We start from the raw sequence: 24,924 nt of genomic DNA, 5'->3' as shown, positions 1-24,924 counted from the left end.
GGCAAAAATAAGCTATTTTCGCCGAAATCAGCTGTACAAGCAGGAAGTTGCTTCGTATAAAGCGTTATCGGAACAGGGAGACGTGATGCGTATTTTACTGATTGAAGATGACCGCTTAATTGGCGACGGTATCAAAGCGGGGCTGAGTAAACTGGGCTTCAGCGTTGACTGGTTTACCTCCGGTGAGGCGGGCTTTAACGCGCTTGAGGCCGCGCCCTGGGATGCGGTGATCCTGGATCTCTCTCTGCCCGAGCGGGATGGGCTCGATATTCTTCGGCAGTGGCGCCAGCAGGGAAAAGATGTGCCGGTACTGATACTGACCGCACGCGATGCGCTCGATCAGCGGGTCGAAGGCCTTCAGCTCGGAGCCGATGACTATCTGTGTAAGCCCTTTGCCTTAACTGAAGTAGCGGCTCGCTTACAGGCGCTGATCCGCCGCCGTCACGGCCAGCTGCAGCCCGAACTCCGGCACGGTAATGTGGTGCTGATCCCCGGCAGCCACAGTGTAATGCGTGAAGGTGAGGCGATTGCGCTGAAAAGCCGTGAACTGGCGCTGCTGGAACTGTTTATGCGAAACCCAGGCCGGGTGCTGACACGCAGCCAGCTGGAGGAGAAACTCTACAGCTGGGATGCCGATGTCTCCAGCAATGCGGTAGAGGTTCACATTCATCATCTGCGTAAAAAACTGGGCAGCCAGTTTATCCGCACGCTGCACGGCGTCGGTTATACCCTGGGAGCGGCTGAATGCGATCAATGAGCCTGTTTTTGCGGCTGGGTATCGGTTTTGTACTGCTGCTCGGGCTCTGCTGGGCCAGCGCCAGCCTGAGTGCCTGGCATCAGACACGTGAAACCCTTGATGAGCTCTTCGATACGCAGCAGATGCTGCTGGCCAAGCGTCTGCTGACGCTGGATTTCTCCTCGATGGACAAAACCACGCTGCCCAGAACCAAAGAGATACTGCACCACCATCGCGGCGATCAGGATGACGACGCGCTGGCCTTTGCCGTCTTCACGCGTGACGGCCGGCAGGTGATGAATGATGGTGACAATGGCCGCTACCTGCCGTTTGAGGCGGAGTATCAGGGATTTCATGAGGGCCAGCTCACCAATGATGACGATCGCTGGCGGTTTGTCTGGCTGACCACGCCCGATCAGCAGTTCCGGGTAGTGGTGGGTCAGGAGTCCGAATACCGTGACGACATGACGCGGGATCTGATGAAAGCCAGCATGCTGCCCTGGCTGATCGCGCTGCCCTTTATGTTGCTGCTGCTGATCGGTCTGGTCTGGTCTGAACTGCGGCCGCTGAAGGCGCTGGCGCAGCAACTGGCGCAGCGCGCGCCCGATGATGATACGCCGCTGCAGGCAGACCGCGTGCCGAAAGAGGTGCAACCGCTGATGGTGGCGCTCAATGGTCTGTTCAGCCGCATCAGCGCAATGATGCAGCGAGAACGGCGCTTTACCTCTGATGCCGCACATGAGCTGCGCAGTCCGCTGGCCGCGCTGCAGGTGCAAAGCGAGGTGATCCAGCTGACAGCCGATGATGAAGTGATGCGAACCCATGCGCTGCAGCAACTGGATGCCGGTATTATCCGCGCAACCCGGCTGGTGGATCAGCTGCTGACGCTCTCACGGGTTGAAGCTGATGATGCACGCAACGCCTTCGAACCGGTAGCGCTGAAACGTACGATCCAGGAGACGCTGGCTGCCCAGCTGCCGCTGGCGGATAAAACGGGTGTCACGCTGCGGCTGCATGCTGACGCCGATCCGCAGATTCAGGGGCATCCGCTATTACTGTCACTGCTGGTACGTAATCTGCTGGATAATGCCATTCGCTATACGCCAGCGGGCAGCGAAGTTGATGTGCGGCTTCAGGCGAATAGCCTGTCGGTAGAGGATAACGGCGAAGGTCTGAGTGCAGTCGAGCTGCAACGGCTTGGTGAACGTTTCTGGCGACCGCCAGGTCAGGAGAAAAGCGGAAGCGGGCTGGGATTATCGATAGTCCGCAATATCGCCCAGTTGCACGGGATGCAGGTCACCTTCAGCCAGCGATTGGGCGGCGGATTATGTGTCACGCTGCGCTGGTCAGCGCCCGCCCCGTAAGGCGGGCGCTGCAGATCAAATCTCGACCTGAGTGCCCAGTTCAATCACCCGGTTTGGCGGGATCTCAAACTGGTCTGGCGCGCGGAGCGCATTGCGCTGCAGCGCCAGGAAGAGTTTGCCACGCAGGCGCAGATACCACGGCCGTTTGCCGATAATCAGCGATTCATGCGACATGAAGAACGACGTCTCCATCATGCGGCAGTTGAGCCCTTCCAGCCCGCAGCGGTGGAAAATCTCCTCGACGTTTGGCGTTTCGCGCCAGCCATAGCTGGCCACCACCCGCCAGAAGGTGGGTGACAGCTGCTCAATCGTCACGCGACGCACGTTGTGCACGTAAGGCGCATCTTCCGTCCGCAACGTCAGCAGCACCACCCGCTCATGCAACACTTTGTTGTGCTTAAGGTTATGCAGCATGGCAAACGGAATCACATTCAGCGCACGCGACATATAGACCGCCGTGCCCGGCACGCGAACCGGCGGCGACTTCTCCAGTGACGCGATCATCGCCTCCAGGGAGTTGCCATGCTCGTGCATGCGGCGCAGCAGGCGGAAACGTTCGCTTTTCCACGTCGTCATAATGATAAACATGACCAGGCCGAGACAGAGCGGCAGCCAGCCACCAGAGAAGATTTTCACCAGGTTGGCGGTAAACAGCGGCACATCGATACAGAGCATCAGCACCAGGATGACGCCGACTGCCAGCTTATGCCAGTGCCAGTTTTTAATCGCCACGGTACAGGATAGGATCGAGGTCAGCACCATGGTGCCGGTCACCGCAATACCGTAGGCCGCAGCCAGATTGCTTGAATGCTCAAAGCTGATAATCACAATCAGGACGGCGAAGTAGAGCACCCAGTTGATCATCGGAATATAAATCTGGCCCGATTCACGCTCAGAGGTGTGGATGATACGCATCCCCGGCAGATAGCCCAGTCGCACCGCCTGACGCGTCAGCGAGAAGACGCCGGAGATCACCGCCTGTGAGGCAATCACCGTGGCCAGTGTCGCCAGAATCAGCATCGGGATCAGCGCCCAGTCCGGCGCCAGCAGGAAGAAGGGGTTTTTAATCGCTTTGGGATCGCTGAGCAACAGCGCGCCCTGACCAAAGTAGTTCAGGACCAGCGACGGCAGCACCACGGAGAACCAGGCCAGTCGGATCGGCACTTTACCGAAGTGCCCCATATCGGCATACAGCGCTTCAACCCCGGTAATAGCCAGCACCACCGCGCCAAGCGCGAAGAATGAGACAGATTTATAGTGCAGGAAGAACTCGACCGCATAGGCGGGATTCAGCGCATGCAGCACTTCCGGGTTTTTCATGATGCCGCTGACCCCAAGGATCGCCAGCACCAGGAACCACACCAGCATCACCGGCGCGAAGAGTTTGCCCACCATGCCGGTGCCATGTTTCTGAATCGCAAACAGCAGCGTCAGCACCGCAATCGACATCGGCACAATAAAGGGATCCAGCGACGGCGCGGCAATCTCCAGGCCTTCAATGGCTGACATCACCGAAATGGCCGGCGTGATCACCACTTCGCCATAGAAGAAGCTGCCGCCAATCAGGCCCATGATCACCAGCACTGCCGTGGCGCGTGCCCCCGTATGGCGGCCCGCCAGCGACATCAGTGTCAGAATGCCGCCTTCACCGGCATTGTCGGCGCGCATCACATAACTGATGTACTTCAGTGATACCACCAGCACCAGCAGCCAGAAAATCAGCGACAAAAAGCCAAACACCGCTTCCCGCTCAACGCCGAAGCCAAACTGTCCGGAGAGACATTCACGCAAGGTATACAGCGGACTGGTGCCGATATCCCCGTAAACAACACCAATAGCGGCCAGCGTTAATCCGCGAAGTGACTGCTTATTATCCGAGCTCATAGAGTTATCTTTTGTTGGAGTCTAAGAGGCGCAAAAACCCCTCGCTCAGGCCATCAAAAAGCGCACAGTATGCACGGTTTGCCGAAAATTCCTATACCCGCTTCGCCTGTCTGTCAGGGTAACAGGGTGGTTTCAGGCATTAAAGCGTCAATCAGCACCGCTTTCAAAGCAGGCAAACCTTATGAAACAAAAAAGCTGACAGCTATCAACGCTTTCACGCATGATGATCTATAGAGTAAGGCGCTTGCTGAAGCGCGGCGGCCCGACGATCGTAAGGACATTGAAGTGATTATGGCTCAACCCCATCTTTTGGCAGAAAGAATTTCTCGCCTTAGCAACGCATTAGAAAAAGGATTGTATGAGCGACATCATGCCATCCGCCTTTGCCTGCTGGCGGCGCTGAGCGGTGAAAGCGTGTTTCTGCTGGGACCGCCCGGCATCGCCAAGAGCCTGATTGCCCGCCGCCTGAAATATGCCTTTCAGCATGCCCGCGCCTTTGAATATCTGATGACCCGTTTCTCCACACCGGAAGAGGTGTTTGGCCCGCTATCCATTCAGGCACTGAAGGATGAAGGGCGCTATCAGCGCCTCACTAAAGGGTATTTGCCCGACGCGGAGATTGTTTTTCTGGATGAGATCTGGAAAGCCGGCCCGGCGATTCTGAATACCCTGCTGACCGCTATCAACGAACGCCGCTTCCGCAATGGCGACAGCGAAGAGGCCATTCCGATGCGTCTGCTGGTCACCGCCTCCAATGAAATGCCGGAAGCGGACAGCGGCCTTGAAGCGCTCTATGACCGGATGCTGATCCGCCTCTGGCTGGATAATGTGCATGAGAAGCAGAACTTTCGCAGCATGCTGACCCATCAGCAGGATGAGCACACCAATCCGGTTGCGGAATCCCTGCGCATCAGTGATGAGGAGTATGCGCAATGGCAGCTCGGCATCAGTCAGGTCAGCCTGCCGGATGCGGTGTTCGAGCTGATTTATCAGCTGCGCCAGCAACTGGAAAGCCAGCCCGCCGCGCCCTATATTTCCGATCGTCGCTGGAAAAAAGCCATTCATCTGCTGCAGGCCAGCGCTTTTTACAGTGGCCGCAGCGCCATTGCGCCGATAGACCTGATCCTGCTGAAAGATTGCCTCTGGCACGACGTCGCCTCCATGCAGCTGCTGGAGCGCGAAATCGATCAGCTGATGACGCAGCACGCCTGGCAGCAGCAGCCGATGCTACTCAAACTGCATCAGATAAAAGCGCGTCGCATGGCTCTGCAGCAGCAACAGAGCATCGCACAGGCGATCACCCTGGAAAAACACAGTGGGATGTTCAGTCGCAAACCTCATTACGATCTGCCGGAAAGCTTCACTGATGAGCAACTGACGCTGATGCTGCAAAAGCCGCTGATGCTGCATGACATGCAGGTGACACATCTGGTTATCGCGCGTGATGCACTGAATCAGTGGCTACAGAAAGGGGGCGAGGTTCGCGGCAAGCTCAATGGGATTGGCTTTGCGCAGAGCCTGGATTTACAGGTGGATGCGCAGCACTGCCTGGCTATCCGTGATGTCAGCCTGCAATCGTCGCGCCTGACACTGCCTGGCGTCAGCAACAGCGAGCCGCTGCCCGGTGAGATCACCGAAGCGCTGGATGCACTGGAGAGTGAACTGCGGTCGCAGCGTCATCTGTTCAGCCAGCACCAGCGCTGCCTGTTTATCAGTGATGACTGGCTGGCGCGGGTTGAAACCAGCCTGCAGGATGTGGCGGAACAGCTGAAACAGGCGCGTAAATGATCCCACTGGAGACGCTCAGCACACTGCTCTCCGTGGGTGAAACCGAACTGATTGAAGAGCTGATTATTGCTCTGCTGGCATCCCCACAGCTGGCGCTGTTTTTTGAAAAGTTTCCCGGACTGAAAAAAGCGCTGCTGCGCGATGTGCCGCGCTGGCGAGCGGAGATCAACGCTGAGCTCAAAACCACACCGGTTCCGGCCACGCTGGCCGAAGAGTTTCAGCTGTTCCAGCGGGTACAACTCCTCAGCGATCGTGAATTCAGCCACCAGCTGAATGCTACACTTCAGGCGCTTGAAAGCCTGCCTTCCCCTTTTCTTGATGAAGCTAACCGGCTACTGCAGCACACCGATATCAGCCATCTCAGCAGCGCACAGCACCAGCTTTTTCTACAGCGCTGGCGGCTGAGCCTGACCTTACAGACCCTGACGCTGAATCAGGCGTTGCTGGAGCAGCAGCGCGAACGCCTGCTGGCGGAACTGCAGCAGCGCATGGCGCTGAGCGGTCAGCTGGCACCGATTCTCGGCGACGATGACGAAGCCGCCGCTGGCCGGCTGTGGGACATGAGCAAAGCGTCACTGCAGCCTGGCGACTATCAGCTGATGCTTCAATATGGCGACTTTCTGACGCAGCAGCCGGAGCTGCTGAAGCTGGCCCAGCAGCTGGGTCGCAGCCGCGAGGCGAAATCGGTGCCGTCGCAGGATGCTCCCATGGAGGCCTTTCACCATATGGTCCAGGAGCCTGCGTCCGTGCCAGAAGAGGTCAGCGGCATTCATCAGAGCGATGACGTGCTGCGTCTGCTGCCGCCGGAGTTAGCTGCGCTGAGTATCAGTGAACTGGAGCTGGAGTTTTACCGGCGGCTGGTAGAGAAACGGCTGCTGACCTACAAGCTGCAGGGCGATGCCTGGCATGAAAAGGTGACGATGCGTCCGGCCAGCCACCAGCAGCATGAAGAGCAGCCGCGCGGGCCTTTCATCGTCTGCGTCGATACTTCCGGTTCGATGGGGGGCTTCAATGAGCGCTGCGCCAAAGCGTTCTGTCTGGCGTTGCTGAAAGTCGCGCTGGCCGATCGCCGCCGCTGCTACATCATGCTGTTTGCGCATGAGGTGATTGGCTATGAGCTGACCGGTGATGACGGGCTGGAACAGGCGATTCGCTTTCTGAGTCAGCGTTTTCGCGGCGGCACCGATCTGGCTGCCTGTCTCTCCTCTGTTGTCACCCGAATGGAAGGCGCATTATGGCAGGAGGCCGATGCGGTGATCGTCTCCGATTTTATTGCCCAGCGTCTGCCGGAAGAGGTGATCGGGGCGATTAAAAAGCGCCAGCGACACAATCAGCAACGTTTTCACGCGGTGGCCATGTCGGCCCACGGGAAACCAGGCATTCTGCGCATCTTCGACCATATCTGGCGTTTCGATACCGGCATGAAAAGCCGTCTGCTGCGTCACTGGCGGCGTTAAGTCATCAGGCAGAAATGCACATTTGCTATAGTGAATTACCGTTTCACTTACTCAGCAATCTGGAGCTCCTTGTGACGCTTGCTCAACCACATCGCGATCTGCCTGCGCCGACGCGAACGCTACTGCTCTCAGGCCATAATATTGAACAAAAACGTGCCGAATTGCTGGCCTATTTCCACCAGACCTGGGAACTGTATGAAAGTCTGTTTACCTGTCTGGCCGATCCCCAGGCCTGGTTTACCAAAGCCATTCCGCTGCGCCATCCTTTAATCTTCTATTTTGGCCACACTGCCACCTTCTACATTAATAAGCTGATGGCCGGACGCCTTATCGACGCACGTCTGGACGATCGTATCGAAGCGATGATGGCGATTGGTGTGGATGAGATGAGCTGGGACGATCTCAACGACAGCCACTATGACTGGCCCACCATTGAAGAAGTCCGCGAATACCGCGGGCGCGTTAAAGCGCTGGTCAGCGATCTCATCCAGACCCTGCCGCTGACTCTGCCGATCACCTGGGAGAGTCCGGCCTGGGTGATCCTGATGGGCATTGAGCATGAGCGTATTCATCTGGAAACGTCCAGCGTACTGATACGCCAGTTACCGGTTGAATGGGTGAAACCCCAGCCTGCATGGCCGGCCTGCCCGATGGCGCGCCACCAGCGCGAGGCTGTTCCGGCCAATACCCTGCTGCCGATGCCTGGCGGCACCGTCACGCTGGGTAAAACCGACGATACCTATGGCTGGGATGTCGAATGTGGCCGCCAGCAGATCGCGCTGCAGCCGTTCAGGGCGAGCAAAATGCTGGTCAGCAACGCTGAATTCCTGGCGTTCGTTGAGGCGGGGGGTTATCAGGACGCGCGCTGGTGGGATGACGAAGGCTGGGGCTGGTGTCAGTTTGCCAAAGCGGAGATGCCCACCTTCTGGGTCGGCACGCCTGCGATGCCCGAACAGCTTAAACTGCGTCTGATGTGTGAAGAGGTCGCGATGCCGTGGGACTGGCCTGCCGAGGTCAACCAGCTGGAAGCGGCGGCCTTCTGCCGCTGGAAAGCGGATCAGACGGGAATGAGCGTTCAGCTCCCCTGTGAAGCGGAGTGGGCTCAGCTGCGCGAACAGGTCGCGGGCGATCAGCCGGACTGGGATCGGGCACCGGGCAACATTAACCTGGCGTACTGGGCTTCCTCTTCACCGGTCGATCTTTTCGCCCAGGGTGACTTCTTCGATATCGTCGGTAACGTCTGGCAGTGGACGACCACGCCGACCAACGGCTTTGAAGGCTTCAAAGTCCATCCGCTTTATGATGATTTCTCTACCCCGACCTTTGATGGCAAACATTCGCTGATCAAAGGCGGCAGCTGGATATCGACCGGCAACGAAGCGCTGAAATCGGCACGCTATGCGTTCCGCCGCCACTTCTTCCAGCATGCCGGTTTCCGCTACGTGGTTTCCAATCATCAGGAAACCATGGCGCTGAACCCGTATGAATCTGACGCCATGGTGTCGCAATACCTCGACTTCCAGTATGGCCCGCGCTATTTCGGCGTGGATAACTATGCCGAAAGCCTGGTAAACCTGGCGCTGAACTACACCACGGCCCGTGGCGAGGCGCTGGATATCGGCTGTGCCACCGGACGCGCCAGTTTTGAACTGGCTCGCCACTTTAAACACGTCACCGGCATGGACTACTCGGCGCGCTTCATCGATGTGGCGCTTCAGCTGGCCAGCGGCGAAGACTTCCGTTATCTCCTGCCACAGGAAGGCGATCTGGTGGAGTATCGTCAGGTTCGCCTGAAAGATTTCGCGCTGGAGAGCGAACTGGCGCAGCGGATTCAGTTTGTTCAGGGCGACGCCTGTAACCTTAAGCCGCAACCCGCCCGTTACGATCTGGTACTCGCTTCCAACCTGATCGATCGCCTGCGTCAGCCCGCACGCTTCCTGCGGGATGTCACGCCGATGCTGCGTCAGGGCGGCATTCTGGTGCTCTCATCGCCTTATACCTGGCTGGAGGATTTCACGCCGAAGGAGAACTGGCTGGGTGGCGTGCGTGAAAACGGTGAGGCACTGACGACGCTGCAGGCACTGCAACGTCTGCTGGCAGCCGACTTCGACCTGGTCGATGAACCGCAGGATAAACCGTTTGTGATCCGCGAAACGGCCCGCAAGTTCCAGCACACGCTGGCGCAGGTCACCGTCTGGCGCAAACGCTAAGTGAACCGGCAGCGGCGCCCGTCGCTGCCGGGAGTTGCCTGAACCACTATTTTGCTGCACATTCATCCTTGTTTACTTAAGCAGACCAATAACGAGGATGGCCATGGCCGAACATCTGCAGCTCGATAACCTGGATCGCGGCATTCTGAATGCCCTGCTCGACAACGCGCGCACTGCTTACGCCGAGCTGGCAAAACAGTTTAATGTCAGCCCCGGCACCATTCATGTCCGCGTGGAGAAGATGAAGCAGGCGGGCATTATCCTGGGCACCCGGGTTGATATCGATCCGCGCCAGCTGGGGTTTGATGTCTGCTGTTTTATCGGCATTATCCTTAAGAGCGCGCGTGACTATCCGGCGGCGCTGAGCAAACTGGATGCGCTGGATGAAGTGGTTGAGGCCTGGTACACCACCGGCCACTACAGCATCTTTATTAAGGTAATGTGCCGGTCCATTGATGCCCTGCAACAGGTGCTGATCAACAAGATCCAGACCATAGATGAAATTCAGTCGACGGAAACGCTGATCTCACTGCAAAACCCGATCATGCGCACTATCAAGCCCTGATCCTTCTCCGCCTTGTGCATAATCTTATCCCTGACGAATGTGGCGGCTGACAACGGCTGCGTTCGCTTCTCTTAATCTATTAACCCTGTTGTCCACAGGTGGATCACCGCTTGATCACAGCGTACAATGCTCGCCTTAATGTCCGGGAGAGCAAGATGGCCGATATCACCTTAATCAGTGGCAGTACTCTGGGTAGCGCAGAGTATGTGGCTGAACATCTGGAAGAAAAACTACAGGAAACGGGCTTCTCAACGCAGATGCTGCATGGCCCGGCGCTGGATGAGGTGCCGCATGAGGGTATCTGGCTGGTGGTCTGTTCAACTCACGGTGCAGGCGATATTCCCGATAACCTGCTGCCGCTGTTCGAAGCCATCACGGAAAGCCAGCCCGATCTCTCTCAGGTCCGGTTTGGTGCCATCGGACTCGGCAATCATGAATATGATCTCTTTTGTGGCGCGATCCGCCAGATTGAAGCGCTGTTAATTGCTCAGGGTGCCCGCCAGATCGGCGATCGTCTGGAGATTGACGTGCTGGAGCATGAGATCCCTGAAGATCCCGCGGAAGCCTGGCTGGAAAGCTGGAAAAAGGCGATCTGAAGGGGGCTGGGGATCGCGAAATAGTGACGATCCCCAGTGGAAGATGCTGATTTTATCCTTTTCTGTTCGTTTATTTTGTGGATAACTACCCTCTTTTACTGCGTATAACCGGTAGTTATCCAAAGAACAACCGTAGAATGATTTTTGACCTGTGGATAACATGCCATTTTGATCCCAGCTTATACGGATCAGGATCACCGATCACTAACAGGTAGTGATCCTCTTCATCCTGTTGTTTCTGCTGTGCTTCTGGCACATATCCACAGAAAAGCGGGATCCTAATAAGAGATCTAACAGAAAGATCATATACAGATCTAAGATCCTTTCTTTTAAAACCAGACGATCCCGCGGCTTTCACCCCAGACGGAATTTGAGTAGAATCCACGCCCCAGGACGACGATCCTGCAAGTTCATCAACCGAGGTACCACTTCATGTTTTATCAGGATCCTTTTGACGTCATCGTAATTGGTGGTGGTCATGCGGGCACCGAAGCCGCAATGGCGGCAGCCCGAATGGGTCAGCAAACCCTGTTACTCACCCATAACATTGATACGCTTGGACAAATGTCCTGTAACCCGGCGATTGGTGGAATTGGCAAAGGACATTTGGTGAAGGAAGTGGATGCCCTGGGGGGTCTGATGGCCAATGCGATTGACCAGGCGGGTATCCAGTTCAGGATACTAAACGCCAGCAAAGGTCCGGCAGTGCGGGCGACCCGAGCTCAGGCGGATCGCGTGCTCTATCGCCAGGCAGTGCGTACGGCACTGGAGAACCAACCCAATCTGATGATCTTCCAGCAGGCGGTCGACGATCTTATCGTGGAAAACGATCGTGTGGTGGGTGCAGTCACCCAGATGGGACTGAAGTTCCGCGCGAAAACCGTCGTTCTCACCGTCGGCACGTTCCTTGACGGCAAAATTCATATCGGTCTGGATAATTACAGTGGCGGTCGCGCAGGTGATCCCCCGTCCATTCCGCTTGCAAAACGACTGCGTGCGCTGCCGCTGCGGGTAAACCGCCTCAAGACCGGTACGCCACCGCGTATCGATGCGCGCACCATCGATTTTTCAGTGCTCAGCCCGCAGCACGGCGATAACCCGATGCCGGTGTTCTCGTTTATGGGCAATGCGTCTCAGCATCCGCAGCAGGTACCGTGCTGGATCACTCACACCAACGAGAAAACCCATGAGGTGATCCGCAATAATCTGGATCGCAGCCCGATGTATGCCGGGATCATCGAGGGGATCGGTCCACGCTACTGCCCGTCTATCGAAGACAAAGTGATGCGCTTTGCCGATCGTAACTCGCATCAGATCTTCCTGGAGCCGGAAGGGCTGACCAGCAATGAGATCTACCCGAATGGCATCTCAACCAGTCTGCCATTTGATGTGCAGATTCAGATCGTCCGTTCCATGCAGGGCATGGAGAATGCGAAGATCGTGCGTCCGGGCTATGCCATCGAGTATGACTTCTTCGATCCACGCGATCTCAAGCCGACGCTGGAGAGCAAATTTATTCACGGCCTGTTCTTTGCCGGCCAGATCAACGGCACAACCGGCTACGAAGAAGCCGCTGCGCAGGGGATGCTGGCGGGGCTGAACGCCGCCCGCCAGTCTGCGGACAAAGAGGGTTGGGCACCCCGTCGTGACCAGGCTTATCTGGGCGTACTGGTTGATGACCTCTGTACGCTCGGCACCAAAGAGCCATACCGGATGTTTACCTCCCGTGCTGAATATCGTCTGATGCTGCGCGAAGACAATGCCGATCTGCGTCTGACCGAAACCGGTCGTGAACTGGGTCTGGTGGATGATGCGCGCTGGGCACGTTTCAATCAGAAGCTGGAAGCGATTGAACAGGAGCGTCAGCGCCTGCGCGATATCTGGGTCCATCCGAAGTCAGAACACGTGACGGAAGTGAATACGGTACTCAGCGCGCCGCTGACCAAAGAAGCGAGCGGCGAAGATCTGCTGCGCCGTCCTGAGCTGACCTATCTGAAACTGATGACGCTGGATGCCTTTGGTCCGGCACTGGCTGATGAGCAGGCCGCTGAGCAGGTTGAGATTCAGGTTAAATATGAAGGTTATATCGCGCGTCAGCAGGAAGAGATCGATCGCCAGCTGCGTAACGAGAACACACTGTTACCGGTGGAGCTTGACTATCGCCAGGTGAACGGCCTCTCAAATGAGGTTATCGCCAAGCTGAACGATCACAAACCGAGTTCGATTGGTCAGGCGACGCGTATTTCCGGCATTACGCCGGCGGCCATCTCAATTCTGCTTATCTATCTGAAAAAACAGGGTCTGCTGCGTAAAAGCGCCTGATCTGAAACGGGGCGAGGAGACTCGCCCCCGCTGAATGGACTTATGCTGTGATCAACACACTCACGTCGCTGCTACAGGCAGCCGGTATTTCCCTCTCCGATCCACAAAAACAGCAGCTGGTTGCCTATGTCGGCCTGCTGGATAAGTGGAACAAAGCCTACAATCTGACATCAGTGCGCGATCCGCAGCAGATGCTGGTACGCCATATCCTCGACAGCATCGTGGTGGCGCCGCATCTGCAAGGCTCACGTTTCATTGATGTGGGAACCGGACCTGGGCTGCCAGGCATTCCGCTGGCTATCGTGATGCCTGATGCGCACTTTACGTTGCTCGATAGCCTGGGCAAGCGGGTGCGCTTCCTGCGTCAGGTTCAGCATGAGTTAGGACTTACTAACATTACTCCGGTACAGAGCCGGGTTGAGGCGTTCCCGGCTGAGCCGCCTTTCGATGGCGTAATCAGCCGTGCATTTGCCTCACTGACCGACATGGTGAACTGGTGTCATCATCTGCCGGAAAGAGAAGGGCGCTTCTTCGCACTGAAAGGCGTGCGTCCGGACGACGAAATTGCGGCGTTACCGGCAGGCTATGTCTCTGATGCGGTGATCAAGTTACAGGTGCCGCAGCTGGAAGGCGACCGTCATCTGGCCATCATTCGTCACCAATAGGCTTTTGACCAGCAGATATTTAGCGTTCATCAGCCCGTGGTCTTCTTCAGGTCAGGGATGAAAAAAGTGCAGATGATGCGCTATCAATAAAAGATTTTGATTAAGCCCTGACTGACCGAAGGTTAAAACGCTGACGGAAATTATCCGAAAAGCTCTGTTACATTTAACGTTTAATTCACATTCAGTTATCAGAAATATCACTTGTATAGGCGGGTCACTGAATAAAAGTAGTCACGGCAGAAAATATATCGCGGTAATAACTTTGCGTGCGTAATATCAAATACAGGATTCTCAAGCACAGTTCGATGTCAATAGCGTGTTTTCTGCGAAATTAGTCTTACAGGGGCAATATTAAAATTTCAATACATTGATTTTAATCATTTATTTTGTTTTACAGATTGTTCTTAAATAGGTCACAGATAAAACTAAGTGTAGTGTGAGTGCTTATTATGTGATCTAAAGCACGCTTTAAAAGCAAGATGCGAGTGAATTTTCAGTCAGATTAGTGTGAATCTCTGCAGGGTAATCTTTGGAAAAATAGCCCTCCGGAAAGAAATTTAAATAATTGTTCACCTTTTCGCTACTTACCGATTGAAATCGCAGGTGCGGCCCGTATAATTTGCACGGCTTTTGCTGCTTGACTCAACTGCACAAAGGCAGTCTTATACGACACGCGACATACCCCTAACGGGGCAGGAGAGTAACAGCGTCATGTCAGTGTCTCTTTACAGTGTAAAATTCGCCAGAACGGTGCTGATGATTCAGCTGGTGACGATAGTCATCATCGGCGCACTCTTTGCTGTTAAAGATGTCACCTGGGGTGTTTCTGCTCTTGCTGGCGGAGCGGCAGCCTGGCTGCCAAACGTATTGTTTTTGTTTTTAGCCTGGCGCCTGCAGGGGCAACCCCCCGCTTCGGGGCGAGTCGCGTGGAGCTTCGCTTTAGGTGAAATAGCCAAAGTGTTTGCGACCATCATTTTGCTCATTGTGGCGTTGGGTCTGTTCGGGGCGGTCTTCTGGCCGGTCGGAATAACCTGGTTATCGGTGCTGGTGGTTCAAATGCTGGCACCGGCGGTAATTAACAACAAAGGGTAAGAGGCATCATGGCTGCAGGAGAAATCTCTACTCCGCAAGAGTACATCGGTCACCACCTGACTCATCTTCAGTTGGACCTGCGTACCTTCGAGATAGTGAATCCGCACGACGCTCCCGCGACGTTCTGGGTATTAAATATCGATTCCATGTTTTTCTCTATGGTGCTGGGAATCATCTTCCTGGTGTTGTTCCGTAGCGTGGCAAAATCTGCCACCAGCGGTGTGCCAGGGAAAATGCAGGCGGCTATCGAACTGGTTGTCGGTTTCGTCGATAGTAACGTGCGCGACATGTATCACGGTAAGAGCAAACTTATCGCCCCGCTGGCTCTGACAATCTTTGTCTGGGTCTTCCTGATGAACTTCATGGATCTGCTACCAATCGACTTGCTGCCATATATTGGCGAGCACGTGTTTGGGTTGCCGGCGCTGCGCGTCGTACCATCTGCAGACGTGAACATCACGCTATCTATGGCGTTGGGCGTATTTATTTTGATTCTGTTCTACAGCATCAAAATGAAAGGCATTGGCGGCTTCACGAAAGAGCTGACGCTGCAGCCTTTTAACCACCCGATCTTCATCCCGATCAACCTGATTCTGGAAGGTGTGAGCCTGCTGTCTAAGCCTGTATCACTGGGTTTACGACTGTTCGGTAACATGTATGCGGGTGAACTGATCTTTATCCTTATTGCCGGTCTGTTGCCGTGGTGGTCGCAGTGGGTGCTGAATGTGCCGTGGGCCATTTTCCACATCCTGATCATTTCGCTACAGGCTTTCATTTTCATGGTCCTCACGATTGTCTATCTGTCGATGGCATCTGAAGAGCATTGATTTTTTTCTCAACACTACTTTCCCTCTTGATTCCGGGTTGCAGCGCACACCGCTGAAGCCCGGAAGATGAAGGGAGCATTTAACTGAAACAAACTGGAGACTGTCATGGAAAACCTGAATATGGATCTGCTGTACATGGCTGCCGCTGTGATGATGGGCCTGGCGGCAATCGGTGCTGCGATCGGTATCGGCATCCTCGGAGGAAAATTCCTGGAAGGCGCTGCTCGTCAGCCTGACCTGATTCCTCTGCTGCGCACGCAGTTCTTTGTTGTAATGGGTCTGGTGGATGCAATCCCGATGATCGCTGTTGGTCTGGGTCTGTACGTGATGTTTGCTGTCGCCTAAAGCCCTGTGTTCACTCAGCGCACAATGTGCAAGGGTGAACGGATTCTGCCGCTTATCGTTGATAACGGCAGAAAAGTTAAATACTCAATCTAGAGGCATTGTGCTGTGAACATTAATGCAACAATCCTCGGCCAGGCTATCGCGTTCATCCTGTTTGTCGCGTTCTGCATGAAGTACGTATGGCCGCCGCTTATGGCTGCTATCGAAAAGCGCCAGAAAGAAATTGCTGAAGGCCTTGCTTCTGCTGAACGTGCGAAGAAAGATTTGGATCTCGCGCAGGCTAATGCGACCGACCAGCTGAAAAAAGCCAAAGAAGACGCTCAGGTCATTATCGAGCAAGCGAACAAGCGTCGCGCGCAGATTCTGGACGAAGCCAAAACCGAAGCTGAAAACGAACGTAATCGCATCGTGACGCAAGCGCAGGCCGAAATTGACGCCGAACGCAAACGTGCGCGTGAAGAACTGCGTAAGCAGGTCGCGTTGCTGGCTATGGCTGGCGCCGAGAAGATCATCGAACGCTCCGTGGATGAAGCTGCTAACAGCGACATCGTTGATAAACTGGTCGCTGAACTGTAAGGAGGGAGGGGCTGATGTCTGATCTGATTACTGTAGCTCGCCCCTACGCCAAAGCAGCTTTTGACTTTGCTGTTGAGCATCAAAGTATTGAACGCTGGCAACAGATGCTGGCGTTTGCCGCAGAAGTGGCTCGCAATGAACAGATGGCTGATCTTCTCTCAGGTGCATTAGCACCCGAAGCGCTGGCAGCGTCGTTTAACGCAGTCTGTGGTGATCAACTGGATGAACCCGCGCAGAACCTGATTAAGGTGATGGCGGAAAACGGACGTTTGACAGCGCTTCCGGCTGTACTGGCCCAATACATCGAACTGCGTGACGCTCATGAAGCCACCGCTGAAGTTGATGTAATCTCCGCCAGTACGCTGAGTGACGACCAGCTGAATAAAATCAGCGCCGCGATGGAAAAACGTCTGTCACGCAAAGTTAAGCTGAATTGCAAAATTGATAAGTCTGTGATGGCAGGCGTGATCATCCGTTCGGGTGATCTGGTTATTGATGGCAGCGTACGCGGCCGTCTTGACCGTCTGGCTGACGTCTTGCAGTCTTAAGGGGACTGGAGCATATGCAACTGAATTCCACCGAAATCAGCGAACTGATCAAGCAGCGCATTGCTCAGTTCAATGTCGTGAGTGAAGCTCACAACGAAGGTACGATTGTTTCTGTAAGTGACGGTATCATCCGCGTACACGGCCTGGCCGATGTCATGCAGGGTGAGATGATTGCCCTGCCGGGCAACCGTTACGCTATCGCCCTGAACCTCGAGCGTGACTCGGTTGGTGCAGTGGTGATGGGCCCTTACGCTGACCTCGCCGAAGGCATGAAGGTTAAGTGTACTGGCCGTATTCTGGAAGTACCGGTAGGCCGTGGCCTGCTGGGCCGCGTAGTGAACACCCTGGGTGCTCCTATCGACGGTAAAGGCGCAATCGACAACGACGGTTTCTCACCGGTTGAAGTCATTGCACCTGGCGTTATCGACCGTCAGTCAGTCGACCAGCCGGTTCAGACCGGTTATAAGTCGGTCGATGCGATGATTCCAATCGGCCGTGGCCAGCGTGAGCTGATCATCGGTGACCGTCAGACCGGTAAAACCGCGATGGCGATCGATGCGATCATCAACCAGCGCGACTCAGGCATCAAGTGTGTCTACGTTGCGATTGGTCAGAAAGCCTCAACCATTTCTAACGTGGTTCGTAAGCTGGAAGAGCATGGCGCACTGCAAAACACCATCGTTGTTGTGGCGTCTGCTTCTGAATCTGCTGCACTGCAGTATCTCTCTCCGTATGCAGGCTGTGCGATGGGCGAATACTTCCGTGACCGTGGTGAAGACGCGCTGATCGTTTACGATGACCTTTCTAAGCAGGCTGTCGCGTACCGTCAGATTTCTCTGCTGCTGCGCCGTCCACCAGGTCGTGAAGCATTCCCTGGCGACGTGTTCTATCTCCACTCCCGTCTGCTGGAACGTGCATCACGCGTAAGCGCTGATTATGTAGAGCGTTTCACCAATGGCGCAGTGACAGGTAAAACCGGTTCACTGACCGCGCTGCCGATCATCGAAACCCAGGCGGGCGACGTTTCTGCGTTCGTTCCGACCAACGTAATCTCGATTACTGATGGTCAGATCTTCCTGGAATCGAACCTGTTCAACTCCGGTATTCGTCCGGCCGTTAACCCAGGTATTTCGGTATCCCGCGTAGGGGGTGCTGCACAGACCAAGATCATCAAGAAACTGTCCGGTGGTATCCGTACCGCGCTGGCACAGTATCGTGAACTGGCGGCATTCTCGCAGTTCGCCTCTGATCTGGATGATGCAACCCGCAAACAGCTGAGCCACGGTCAGAAAGTGACCGAGCTGCTGAAGCAGAAACAGTATGCGCCGATGTCTGTTGCGCAGCAGGGTCTGGTTCTGTTCGCTGCAGAGCGTGGCTATCTGAACGACGTTGAACTGGCAAAAATTGGCAGCTTCGAAGCTGCACTGCTGGCCTTCGCCGATCGCGACCACGCTGAGCTGATGGCTGAAATCAACCAGTCGGGTAACTTTAATAACGATATCGAAGCCAAGCTGAAAGGCCTGGTCGAGACGTTTAAAGCAACCCAGTCCTGGTAATGTCTGGCGGCTTGTCTGAAAAGGCAGGCCGCAAGGCTTTGAGGAGAAGCTAATGGCCGGCGCAAAAGAGATACGAAGCAAGATTGGAAGCGTGAAAAACACGCAGAAGATCACCAAAGCGATGGAAATGGTCGCCGCCTCCAAGATGCGTAAAACGCAGGAACGCATGGCGGCCAGCCGTCCGTATGCAGAAACCATGCGCAAAGTGATTGGTCACCTTGCGTTGGGTAATCTGGAATACAAGCACCCTTACCTGGAAGAGCGCGACGTGAAGCGCGTCGGCTACCTGGTCGTTTCAACTGACCGCGGGCTTTGTGGTGGTTTGAACATTAACCTGTTCAAAAAGTTACTGGCGGATATGAAGTCCTGGTCCGATAAAGGCGTGCAGAGCGATCTGTCGATTATCGGTTCAAAAGGGGCGTCATTCTTTAATGCTGTGGGTGGCAACATTGTGGCGCAAGTCAGCGGCATGGGCGATAAACCTGCTCTGTCTGATCTGATTGGCCCGGTAAAAGTGATGTTGCAGGCTTATGATGAAGGCCGCATCGACAAGCTGATGATCGTCAATAACAAATTCAATAACACCATGTCTCAGACTCCGACCATCACCCAACTGCTGCCGTTACCGCCAGCGGAAGGTGAAGAAGAGATGAAGGCGAAGACCTGGGATTACCTGTATGAACCCGATCCGAAAGCGCTGCTGGATACCCTGCTGCGTCGTTATGTCGAATCGCAGGTTTATCAGGGTGTGGTGGAAAATCTGGCCAGTGAGCAGGCCGCACGTATGGTGGCGATGAAAGCCGCAACCGATAACGGCGGAAATCTGATCAAAGAGCTGCAGTTGGTGTACAACAAAGCTCGTCAGGCCAGCATCACCCAGGAACTTACCGAGATTGTCGGTGGAGCCTCCGCGGTTTAACCAGGTTTGGAATTAGGTAGAGGATTCAAGATGGCAACTGGAAAGATTGTCCAGATTATCGGCGCCGTTGTTGACGTCGAATTCCCTCAGGACGCGGTACCGCAAGTGTACAGCGCCCTCGAGGTTATGAATGGTGATGCGCGTCTGGTGCTGGAAGTTCAGCAGCAGCTCGGCGGCGGCGTAGTTCGTACCATCGCAATGGGTACGTCTGATGGCCTGAAGCGTGGTCTGAGCGTCAACGACCTGCAGAAACCGATTCAGGTACCCGTCGGTAAAGCGACCCTGGGCCGTATCATGAACGTTCTCGGCGAGCCAATCGATATGAAAGGCGAGCTGAAAGAAGAAGATGGCAGCGCAGTAGAGATCGCCTCTATTCACCGCGCAGCCCCTTCTTATGAAGATCAGTCTAACTCGCAGGAACTGCTGGAAACTGGCATCAAGGTTATCGACCTGATGTGTCCGTTTGCCAAAGGCGGTAAAGTCGGTCTGTTCGGTGGTGCGGGTGTAGGTAAAACCGTCAACATGATGGAACTGATCCGTAACATCGCGGCTGAACACTCAGGTTACTCAGTGTTTGCCGGTGTGGGTGAGCGTACTCGTGAGGGTAACGACTTCTACCACGAAATGACTGACTCTAACGTTATCGATAAAGTTGCACTGGTCTATGGCCAGATGAACGAGCCGCCGGGTAACCGTCTGCGCGTAGCACTGACCGGTCTGACCATGGCGGAAAAATTCCGTGATGAAGGCCGCGACGTTCTGCTGTTCATCGATAACATCTACCGTTATACCCTGGCCGGTACAGAAGTTTCTGCACTGCTGGGTCGTATGCCATCTGCGGTAGGTTACCAGCCAACGCTGGCAGAAGAGATGGGTGTGTTGCAGGAGCGTATTACCTCCACCAAGACCGGTTCAATCACCTCCGTACAGGCCGTTTACGTCCCTGCGGATGACCTGACTGACCCGTCACCAGCAACCACCTTTGCGCACTTAGACTCAACGGTAACGCTGAGCCGTCAGATCGCCTCTCTGGGTATCTACCCGGCCGTTGACCCGCTGGACTCTACCAGCCGTCAGCTGGATCCGCTGGTTGTCGGTCAGGAGCACTATGATGTTGCACGTGGCGTTCAGTCACTGCTGCAGCGTTATCAGGAACTGAAAGACATCATCGCCATCCTCGGTATGGATGAGCTGTCTGAAGAAGACAAACTGCTGGTGGCACGTGCGCGTAAGATTCAGCGCTTCCTGTCTCAGCCGTTCTTCGTTGCAGAAGTATTCACCGGTTCACCGGGCAAATACGTGACGCTGAAAGACACTATCCGTGGCTTTAAAGGCATCATGGAAGGTGAGTTTGACCACCTGCCAGAGCAGGCCTTCTACATGGTTGGCGCCATCGAAGAAGCCGTGGAAAAAGCGAAGAAACTGTAATAACGGTTTCCCGGGAGGAAGATTATGGCTATGACTTATCACCTGGATGTGGTCAGCGCAGAGGAGCAGTTGTTCTCTGGTCTGGTACAGAAAATTCAGGTGTCAGGTAGCGAAGGTGAACTGGGGATTTTCCCTGGCCATGCGCCGCTGCTGACTGCCATTAAGCCTGGAATGATCCGTATCGTGAAACAGCATGGCGAAGAGGAGTATATCTACCTCTCTGGCGGCGTGCTGGAAGTGCAACCGGGCAGCAGCACCGTTCTGGCCGATACCGCTATCCGCGGTACCGATCTGGATGAAGCACGCGCTCTGGAAGCAAAACGCAAAGCAGAAGACCATATGAACAGCAGCCACGGCGACGTGGACTATGCTCAGGCCTCTGCCGAGCTGGCGAAAGCCATTGCTAAACTGCGCGTGATCGAACTGACCAAAAAAGCGATGTAATCCAGCTTTATGCGTCATGAAATGCCAGCCCTCGGGCTGGCATTTTTTTTATCTGCGCCACCCGATCTGCCTGTCTGCCTAATTTCGGCCTGAGAAAAATGTAGTAATCTCAATCCCAAACCGTTTTACTTTCACCCGTAAAAATTCACTCAGGATAGTTATGTCTAACAGTGCGATGAGTGTGGTGATCCTTGCTGCTGGCAAGGGCACCCGTATGTATTCCGATCTGCCTAAAGTTCTGCATACGCTGGCAGGCAAACCCATGGTTCAGCATGTGATTGACGCGGCTAAGGGGCTGGGTGCACAGCAGGTCCATCTGGTTTATGGTCACGGCGGCGATCGCCTGAAGGCGACCCTCACTGACAGCACGCTCAACTGGGTGTTGCAGGCCGAGCAGCTCGGCACTGGCCACGCGATGCAGCAGGCCGCGCCTGCATTCGCTGATGATGAAGATATCATGATGCTTTACGGCGACGTGCCGCTGATCTCTCAGGCGACACTACAGCGGCTGCGCGAAGCAAAACCGCAGGGCGGCATTGGCTTACTTACCGTGGTACTGGACGACCCAACCGGCTATGGCCGCATTGTGCGTGAGAACGACACCATCACCGGCATTATCGAACAGAAAGATGCCAGTCCGGCGCAGCTCACCATTAAAGAGATCAACACCGGCATTTTGATTGCCAACGGCGGCGATTTAAAACGCTGGCTGGCGCAGCTCACCAACAATAATGCGCAGGGTGAGTATTACATCACCGATATTATCGCGCTCGCGCATCAGGAAGGTCGGGTGATCAACGCGGTTCATCCGGCACGCATCAGTGAAACCGATGGCGTCAATAACCGGCTGCAGCTGGCGACATTAGAGCGCACTTATCAGGCTGAACAGGCGGAAAAACTGCTGCTGGCCGGCGTGATGCTGCGCGATCCGGCCCGTTTTGACCTGCGCGGGACGCTGACGCACGGGCGGGATGTTGAAATTGACACCAACGTCATTATTGAAGGCCAGGTCACGCTGGGCGCACGCGTCAGAATCGGCGCGGGCTGCATTATCAAAAACAGCGTGATTGGCGATGACTGTGAAATCAGCCCCTATTCGGTGATCGAGGATGCGAATCTCGCCACTGCCTGCACCGTCGGACCTTTTGCCCGTCTGCGTCCTGGCAGCGAACTGGCCGATGCCGCCCACGTGGGCAACTTCGTCGAAATGAAGAAAGCGCGTCTGGGCAGAGGATCGAAAGCGGGGCACCTCTCCTATCTCGGTGATGCGGAGATTGGCGACAACGTAAATATCGGTGCAGGCACCATTACCTGCAACTACGACGGTGCGAACAAATTCAAAACCGTGATTGGCGATGATGTGTTTGTGGGCTCGGATACTCAGCTGGTGGCGCCGGTCAGCGTCGCGGCAGGGACCACCATTGCGGCGGGCACGACCATCATGAAAGATGTGACCCAGGCCGGTCTGGTCTATAACCGTAAAGAGCAGAATCATAAAGCGGACTGGCAGCGTCCGGTGAAGAAAAAATAAATTTTTAACGGCCCGCTTTAATGCGGGCCGATGCAGTGCATTGCCAAAACTATAATCCCCACTCTCTACAAGGCTCGGGGAACCGGCAAAGCCGGATATCAGGTCGCATGACAACAGAAGTGGCGAAAAGCCATGTAGTCAGGAAAACATCATTATGTGTGGAATTGTTGGTGCAGTAGCGCAACGTGATATCGCAGAGATTCTGCTGGAAGGTCTGCGTCGTCTTGAATATCGCGGATATGATTCGGCCGGTCTGGCCGTGGTCGATCGTCAGGGGCACGTCACGCGCCTGCGGCGTTTAGGGAAAGTGCAGAAACTGGCGGAAGCCGCTGAGCAGCAACCGCTGATTGGTGGCACCGGCATCGCGCACACGCGCTGGGCAACCCATGGCGAACCGTCGGAAGCGAACGCGCATCCGCACGTCTCAGAGCACATCATCATCGTGCACAACGGCATCATTGAAAATCATGAGCCATTGCGCGCTGAACTGATCGCGCGCGGTTACGTCTTTGCCTCTGAAACGGACACCGAAGTGGTGGCGCATCTGGTTCACTGGGAGCAGAAGCAGGGCGGTTCGCTGCGTGACGTGGTGCTGCGTGTCATTCCGCAGCTGCGCGGTGCCTATGGCATGGTGATCATGGACAGCCGCGATCCGTCACTGCTGGTGGCGGCCCGTTCCGGCAGCCCGCTGGTGATTGGTCGGGGCATGGGCGAAAACTTTATCGCCTCGGATCAGCTGGCTCTGCTGCCGGTGACCCGTCGGTTCATCTATCTGGAAGAGGGTGATATCGCCGAGATCAGCCGTCGTGATGTCACGGTGATCGACCGTGAAGGCAACACCGTGACCCGTGCTGAGATCGAATCGAACCTGCAATATGACGCCGGTGACAAAGGCATTTACCGTCACTACATGCAGAAAGAGATCTACGAACAGCCCATGGCGCTGAAAAGTACCCTGAGCGGTCGGTTCAGCCAGGGGCAGGTTGATCTCAGCGAACTGGGCGCGGGCGCAGAAGCGCTGCTGAGCCAGGTTGAGCATATCCAGATTATCGCCTGCGGCACCTCCTATAACTCCGGCATGGTGTCACGCTACTGGTTTGAGTCGCTGGCAAACCTGCCCTGTGATGTCGAGATTGCCTCGGAGTTCCGCTACCGCAAATCAGCCGTTCGCAAAAACAGCCTGCTGATCACCCTGTCGCAGTCGGGTGAAACGGCAGATACTCTGGCGGCGCTGCGTCTCTCTAAAGAGCTGGGCTACCTGGGCTCGCTGGCGGTCTGTAACGTGGCGGGTTCGTCACTGGTGCGGGAATCTGACCTGGCGCTGATGACCAAAGCGGGAACCGAAATCGGCGTCGCCTCTACCAAAGCGTTCACCACCCAGTTAGCGGTGCTGCTGATGCTGGTGGCGAAACTGGGCCGTCTGAAAGGGATGTCTGCCGAGACTGAACATGAGATCGTTCATGCACTGCAGGCGTTGCCGAACCGGATTGAGCAGATGCTGGCGCAGGATAAGCTGATTGAAAATCTGGCAGAAGGCTTCTCTGACAAGCATCACGCGCTGTTCCTGGGTCGTGGCGATCAATACCCGATTGCCATGGAAGGGGCGCTGAAGCTCAAGGAGATCTCCTATATTCATGCGGAAGCCTACGCCGCAGGCGAGCTGAAACACGGCCCACTGGCGCTGATTGATGCGGACATGCCGGTGATTGTGGTGGCACCTAACAACGAACTGCTGGAGAAGCTCAAATCCAACATCGAAGAGGTGCGTGCACGCGGCGGCCTGCTCTATGTGTTTGCCGATCAGGATGCGGGCTTCAGCGACAGTGACGGGATGAAGATTATCCCGTTGCCGCATGTCGAAGAAGTGATTGCGCCTATCTTCTACACGGTGCCGTTACAGTTACTCTCCTATCACGTCGCCCTGATCAAAGGGACCGACGTCGATCAGCCACGTAACCTGGCAAAATCGGTTACTGTGGAATAACCTGGTGGGCCCCGTCGCGGGCCCACTTCATTCTGGTCCTCTGTCATATAACTGTCATATTTCCTACATTTAGCTGTCATCAAACTG

21 protein-coding genes are annotated in these 24,924 nt (G+C 55.3%); 20 read left to right on the top strand and 1 reads right to left on the bottom strand.

The window, feature by feature from the left end:
- Window positions 1–85: 85 nt before the first annotated feature.
- The gene (gene qseB / locus AC0T7J_RS17760) at window positions 86–757 is read left to right on the top strand and encodes a quorum sensing response regulator transcription factor QseB (RefSeq protein ID WP_449300445.1); all 672 of its coding nucleotides are present in this window, start codon (window positions 86–88) and stop codon (window positions 755–757) included.
- Window positions 745–2,100, top strand: a complete 1,356-nt coding sequence (qseC, locus tag AC0T7J_RS17755; RefSeq protein WP_473795614.1) for a quorum sensing histidine kinase QseC — start codon at window positions 745–747, stop codon at window positions 2,098–2,100. Before qseB ends, qseC begins: the two co-directional genes overlap by 13 nt.
- Before the next feature lie 15 nt (window positions 2,101–2,115).
- Here the strand turns inward: qseC and kup are convergent, their stop codons facing one another.
- The gene (gene kup, locus AC0T7J_RS17750; RefSeq protein WP_473795612.1) at window positions 2,116–3,984 is read right to left on the bottom strand and encodes a low affinity potassium transporter Kup; all 1,869 of its coding nucleotides are present in this window, start codon (window positions 3,982–3,984) and stop codon (window positions 2,116–2,118) included.
- Window positions 3,985–4,275: 291 nt separating this feature from the next.
- On the opposite strand from kup, the gene ravA reads away from it, so the two are divergent.
- The 18 genes from ravA (at window position 4,276) to glmS (ending at window position 24,837) form a co-directional block, all read left to right on the top strand.
- Window positions 4,276–5,772 (top strand): ATPase RavA, encoded by a 1,497-nt coding sequence (gene ravA, locus AC0T7J_RS17745; RefSeq protein ID WP_010258850.1) that lies wholly within the window; start codon window positions 4,276–4,278, stop codon window positions 5,770–5,772.
- Window positions 5,769–7,229 (top strand): ATPase RavA stimulator ViaA, encoded by a 1,461-nt coding sequence (viaA, locus tag AC0T7J_RS17740; RefSeq protein ID WP_473795610.1) that lies wholly within the window; start codon window positions 5,769–5,771, stop codon window positions 7,227–7,229. Before ravA ends, viaA begins: the two co-directional genes overlap by 4 nt.
- Window positions 7,230–7,300: 71 nt before the next feature.
- Window positions 7,301–9,439 carry a 5-histidylcysteine sulfoxide synthase gene (gene ovoA / locus AC0T7J_RS17735; RefSeq protein WP_473795608.1) on the top strand — a complete coding sequence of 713 codons (2,139 nt, stop codon included), beginning with the start codon at window positions 7,301–7,303 and terminating at the stop codon, window positions 9,437–9,439.
- A 103-nt stretch (window positions 9,440–9,542) separates the two neighbouring features.
- Window positions 9,543–10,004, top strand: a complete 462-nt coding sequence (gene asnC / locus AC0T7J_RS17730; protein WP_003849496.1) for a transcriptional regulator AsnC — start codon at window positions 9,543–9,545, stop codon at window positions 10,002–10,004.
- A 155-nt stretch (window positions 10,005–10,159) separates the two neighbouring features.
- Complete coding sequence (mioC, locus tag AC0T7J_RS17725) at window positions 10,160–10,600, top strand: FMN-binding protein MioC (RefSeq protein WP_473795606.1); 441 nt, start codon at window positions 10,160–10,162, stop codon at window positions 10,598–10,600.
- Window positions 10,601–11,032: 432 nt separating this feature from the next.
- A complete protein-coding gene (mnmG, locus tag AC0T7J_RS17720; protein ID WP_473795604.1) occupies window positions 11,033–12,922 on the top strand; it encodes a tRNA uridine-5-carboxymethylaminomethyl(34) synthesis enzyme MnmG in 1,890 nt (629 codons plus the stop codon).
- A 47-nt stretch (window positions 12,923–12,969) separates the two neighbouring features.
- Window positions 12,970–13,587 carry a 16S rRNA (guanine(527)-N(7))-methyltransferase RsmG gene (rsmG, locus tag AC0T7J_RS17715; protein WP_473795602.1) on the top strand — a complete coding sequence of 206 codons (618 nt, stop codon included), beginning with the start codon at window positions 12,970–12,972 and terminating at the stop codon, window positions 13,585–13,587.
- A gap of 711 nt (window positions 13,588–14,298) precedes the next feature.
- Window positions 14,299–14,679, top strand: coding sequence for a F0F1 ATP synthase subunit I (gene atpI / locus AC0T7J_RS17710; RefSeq protein ID WP_283546691.1), 381 nt, complete (start codon window positions 14,299–14,301; stop codon window positions 14,677–14,679).
- Window positions 14,680–14,687: 8 nt separating this feature from the next.
- Window positions 14,688–15,506: a F0F1 ATP synthase subunit A gene (gene atpB, locus AC0T7J_RS17705; RefSeq protein ID WP_283546690.1), complete on the top strand. Its 819-nt coding sequence runs from the start codon at window positions 14,688–14,690 to the stop codon at window positions 15,504–15,506.
- Window positions 15,507–15,611: 105 nt separating this feature from the next.
- Entirely contained in the window at window positions 15,612–15,851 is a 240-nt protein-coding gene (gene atpE, locus AC0T7J_RS17700) for a F0F1 ATP synthase subunit C (RefSeq protein ID WP_003849523.1), read from the top strand.
- Between the two features lie 105 nt (window positions 15,852–15,956).
- The gene (gene atpF, locus AC0T7J_RS17695; protein WP_003849528.1) at window positions 15,957–16,427 is read left to right on the top strand and encodes a F0F1 ATP synthase subunit B; all 471 of its coding nucleotides are present in this window, start codon (window positions 15,957–15,959) and stop codon (window positions 16,425–16,427) included.
- Between the two features lie 14 nt (window positions 16,428–16,441).
- On the top strand, window positions 16,442–16,975 hold the full coding sequence (atpH, locus tag AC0T7J_RS17690) for a F0F1 ATP synthase subunit delta (RefSeq protein ID WP_003849530.1): 534 nt from the start codon (window positions 16,442–16,444) through the stop codon (window positions 16,973–16,975).
- Window positions 16,976–16,989: 14 nt separating this feature from the next.
- Window positions 16,990–18,531, top strand: a complete 1,542-nt coding sequence (atpA, locus tag AC0T7J_RS17685) for a F0F1 ATP synthase subunit alpha (protein ID WP_010258868.1) — start codon at window positions 16,990–16,992, stop codon at window positions 18,529–18,531.
- A gap of 52 nt (window positions 18,532–18,583) precedes the next feature.
- Complete coding sequence (gene atpG / locus AC0T7J_RS17680; protein ID WP_031590993.1) at window positions 18,584–19,450, top strand: F0F1 ATP synthase subunit gamma; 867 nt, start codon at window positions 18,584–18,586, stop codon at window positions 19,448–19,450.
- Between the two features lie 30 nt (window positions 19,451–19,480).
- Complete coding sequence (atpD, locus tag AC0T7J_RS17675) at window positions 19,481–20,878, top strand: F0F1 ATP synthase subunit beta (RefSeq protein ID WP_010258870.1); 1,398 nt, start codon at window positions 19,481–19,483, stop codon at window positions 20,876–20,878.
- A 24-nt stretch (window positions 20,879–20,902) separates the two neighbouring features.
- Window positions 20,903–21,322 carry a F0F1 ATP synthase subunit epsilon gene (locus AC0T7J_RS17670; protein WP_031590994.1) on the top strand — a complete coding sequence of 140 codons (420 nt, stop codon included), beginning with the start codon at window positions 20,903–20,905 and terminating at the stop codon, window positions 21,320–21,322.
- A 160-nt stretch (window positions 21,323–21,482) separates the two neighbouring features.
- A complete protein-coding gene (gene glmU / locus AC0T7J_RS17665; RefSeq protein ID WP_473795598.1) occupies window positions 21,483–22,853 on the top strand; it encodes a bifunctional UDP-N-acetylglucosamine diphosphorylase/glucosamine-1-phosphate N-acetyltransferase GlmU in 1,371 nt (456 codons plus the stop codon).
- Window positions 22,854–23,007: 154 nt separating this feature from the next.
- Window positions 23,008–24,837, top strand: coding sequence for a glutamine--fructose-6-phosphate transaminase (isomerizing) (gene glmS, locus AC0T7J_RS17660; RefSeq protein ID WP_473795596.1), 1,830 nt, complete (start codon window positions 23,008–23,010; stop codon window positions 24,835–24,837).
- Window positions 24,838–24,924 lie beyond the last annotated feature (87 nt).

The organism is Pantoea sp. E956-1 (assembly GCF_982223955.1).
Note: the sequence above shows the minus strand (reverse complement) of the source record. Positions and strands in the feature narration are given on the sequence as shown.